Genomic DNA, 695 nt, shown 5'->3' on the forward strand with positions numbered 1-695 from the left:
GCCCGTCACACCACGAGAGTTTGTAACACCCGAAGTCGGTGGGGTAACCTTTATGGAGCCAGCCGCCTAAGGTGGGACAGATGATTGGGGTGAAGTCGTAACAAGGTAGCCGTATCGGAAGGTGCGGCTGGATCACCTCCTTTCTATGGAGAATTGATGAACACTGTTCATCAATATAAGTTTCCGTGTTTCGTTTTCGTTTAGTTTTGAGAGTTCAATATAAGTATTGACTCTTAAATAGGAATATGATATAAATAAATTCCGCAATTTGTATGGGCCTATAGCTCAGCTGGTTAGAGCGCACGCCTGATAAGCGTGAGGTCGATGGTTCGAGTCCATTTAGGCCCACCATACATTTTACGGGGCCTTAGCTCAGCTGGGAGAGCGCCTGCCTTGCACGCAGGAGGTCAGCGGTTCGATCCCGCTAGGCTCCACCAAAAAGCTATTTTATATAGCAAATGGTATGTTCTTTGAAAACTAGATAACAGTGTAGCTCATATTTTTTTAATTTTAGTTTGGTTAAGTTAGAAAGGGCGCACGGTGGATGCCTTGACACTAGGAGTCGATGAAGGACGGGACTAACGCCGATATGCTTCGGGGAGCTGTAAGTAAGCTTTGATCCGAAGATTTCCGAATGGGGAAACCCACTATACGTAATGGTATGGTATCCTTACCTGAATACATAGGGTATGGAA

Annotated in this window: 2 tRNA genes and 2 rRNA genes; all 4 read left to right on the plus strand. The window is 45.6% G+C overall.

The annotated features are described in order from the left end of the window. Positions 1-143: ribosomal RNA gene (locus tag AC1DTM_RS30210) — 16S ribosomal RNA — on the plus strand; the annotation flags it as partial. A 131-nt stretch (positions 144-274) separates the two neighbouring features. After that, positions 275-351 (plus strand) — tRNA-Ile (locus AC1DTM_RS30215). Positions 352-361: 10 nt separating this feature from the next. After that, positions 362-437 (plus strand) — tRNA-Ala (locus AC1DTM_RS30220). A gap of 80 nt (positions 438-517) precedes the next feature. Beyond that, a 23S ribosomal RNA gene (locus AC1DTM_RS30225) occupies positions 518-695 on the plus strand; the annotation flags it as partial.

It is taken from the genome of Bacillus sp. P4_D3 (genome assembly GCF_056401855.1).